The sequence below is a fragment of the Roseomonas aerilata DSM 19363 genome, assembly GCF_000711725.1.
GTDB classification, from domain to species: Bacteria; Pseudomonadota; Alphaproteobacteria; order Acetobacterales; family Acetobacteraceae; genus Roseomonas; species Roseomonas aerilata.
On the sequence record NZ_JONP01000127.1, the window covers coordinates 1 to 2,064 of the forward strand.

The window sequence follows — 2,064 nt, forward strand, 5'->3', positions numbered from 1 at the left end:
AGCGGTATCCAGGGTAGGTGTGGCGGTCTGACGTCATCCCGTCAGACTGCTCCGGCTCCGTTGTTCCGACCACAGCCCATCAACTTGCCAATTCCTTCGCTCGTATGGGGACACGATCCGCGAAGCTGGCCGAACCTTCCGCTTGGCGCCCGGTGTCGACGTCCGGGCCGCGCTGAAGCGGGCTGCCCTGGCTGCGGTTCCGAAGGTGGAGGGCTGGACGCTGCGGGTGTTCACGCTTGAGCGGACCAAGGAAGGTGAACGGGTGACGGCCCCCCTGGATCGTCTTGCGCGCGCTGCGATGGGCGGCCCCGACTTTGTCGCCGCCCTGGCGGCAACGCTTGATGGGAGCACCGTTGTTCTGGCCGTCGCAGCCAGAGATCCCAAACGTGTTGAGCGGGTGAGCGCCAGGCTCGGCAGGGCAGGGGGCTAGCCCGGGTCTGGCTTGCGAAGGCTGCCAGAAACCCAGCAAACCCGGGCGAAATCCATCCCTGCAGCGGGCTTCGGTATGCACTCACACACGATAATCCCGCACGAGCGTGCCTAGCGGGCGCGGAGGGGGGGCTTGCCGCAATCGTCAGCGGCGACTGAGCAACGCCTTAGCGCTGGCCAACTATGATTGGCTCCTCGGGCAAGAGATCTGGCATTTGCCCGCGGATGTCACACCGAACGGTTGTATGACATTGCCCGTCTCCGCCCTGCTGTGCACAGTCGGCTGATGATCACCCGCAAGTCGATCTGCATCTCACTCACGCCTGAGTACGATCGTTTCGATGCTGCCCAGCTCACCCGGGGCCGCTATCAGGCTGCCAGCAGGATTTTCCGGGCCGGGCTGGGACTGCTGGAGGGACAGGCGGAGCCCTGGGCCACCAAGTCCGGAGCGCGACGGAAACAGCCCGCAAGGCCCGAACAAGGTGAATAAGGCCCCAGACGCGGGTTCGGGTGCGACGCAGGGGGCAACCTCGGATGCAAAGCCCACTCCGTCACCCGAACTCGCGGCCGCCCATGCGGAACTCGCCACGGCAACCTCGCTGAACGAGGCGCTGCGCCGGGTCAATGCTGAACAGGCTGCGAGCGGCATCGCCCTGCGCGAGAGCGAGGACGAGCTCTGGCACACGGTTGAGCTCAGCCCGCAGATCCCCTGGACAGCCGACCCTGATGGAAACATCACGGGATGGAGCGCGCGCTGGCTCGAGCTTGCCGGTCTCGCTGGCAGGGACATGGAAGCAAACGGCTGGACCCAGGTGCCGCATCCAGAGGACCTGCCTCGCATGATCGATGCCTGGACCCGGTCGATCCAGACCGGCGAGCCCTACAACATCGAGCACCGTATCCGCCTTGCCGATGGCTCATTCCGCTGGATGCGCTCACGCGCCCTGCCGCGCCTCGATCCCGAAGGCCGGATCATGCGCTGGTATGGCACGACGGAGGACATCGAAGACCGCAAGAGGGCCGAAATACGCCTTCTTGCGCTTGTCGAGCTCGGGGACCGTTTGCGTGACCTGCGCGATCCCGGTGAGATCGCCTATGCCGCAGCCGAGATCATCGGGCGCACCCTTGAGGCAGACCGGGCGGGCTACGGCGTGGTGGACGCAGCCGAGGAGACGCTCCGTGTGGAGCGCGACTGGACGGCGGAGGGCGTATCGAGCCTGAAGGGCGTCTTCCAACTCTCCCATTACTGGGCCGGTTTCGTCCAGGCACTCCGACGGGGCGAGGTCGTCCTGACGAACGATACGCAGAACGACCCGCGCACAGCTCCCTCGTGGGGGAACTACGCCGCGTTGGGCATCCACGCTGCCATTCATGTGCCTGCCGTTTACCAAGCCGCCCGATCGGCGTGGGTTTGGGACGCGCCTGCTGGAGCGCGGCCTCTCTCGTGATCTCGGTGCAGGCAGCCACGTGGAGCTTCGTTTCAGACCGGCAGGCTTGGAAGCAACGATCCAGTTCAAACCGGACCGCAGGCTGAAGTGGACTGGGGCAGCCTCCGCCTGACCAGTCGCAGGAGGTGACTACTGGGTCGGCCAAGCACAGTATCGTTCGTGCCTTGCCCCAAAACGCAAAGAGCCG

The 2,064-nt window shown here is 65.6% G+C and carries 3 protein-coding genes; all 3 read left to right on the top strand.

Features of this window, described 5'->3' with window-relative positions; genetic code table 11:
* The first annotated feature begins 142 nt into the window (after positions 1–142).
* The 3 genes from BO39_RS33490 (at position 143) to BO39_RS29275 (ending at position 1,877) form a co-directional block, all read left to right on the top strand.
* Entirely contained in the window at positions 143–430 is a 288-nt protein-coding gene (locus BO39_RS33490) for a hypothetical protein (RefSeq protein ID WP_156964169.1), read from the top strand.
* A 285-nt stretch (positions 431–715) separates the two neighbouring features.
* Positions 716–919 carry a type II toxin-antitoxin system ParD family antitoxin gene (locus BO39_RS32285; protein WP_156964171.1) on the top strand — a complete coding sequence of 68 codons (204 nt, stop codon included), beginning with the start codon at positions 716–718 and terminating at the stop codon, positions 917–919.
* A complete protein-coding gene (locus BO39_RS29275) occupies positions 912–1,877 on the top strand; it encodes a PAS domain-containing protein (RefSeq protein WP_043840409.1) in 966 nt (321 codons plus the stop codon). Before BO39_RS32285 ends, BO39_RS29275 begins: the two co-directional genes overlap by 8 nt.
* Positions 1,878–2,064 lie beyond the last annotated feature (187 nt).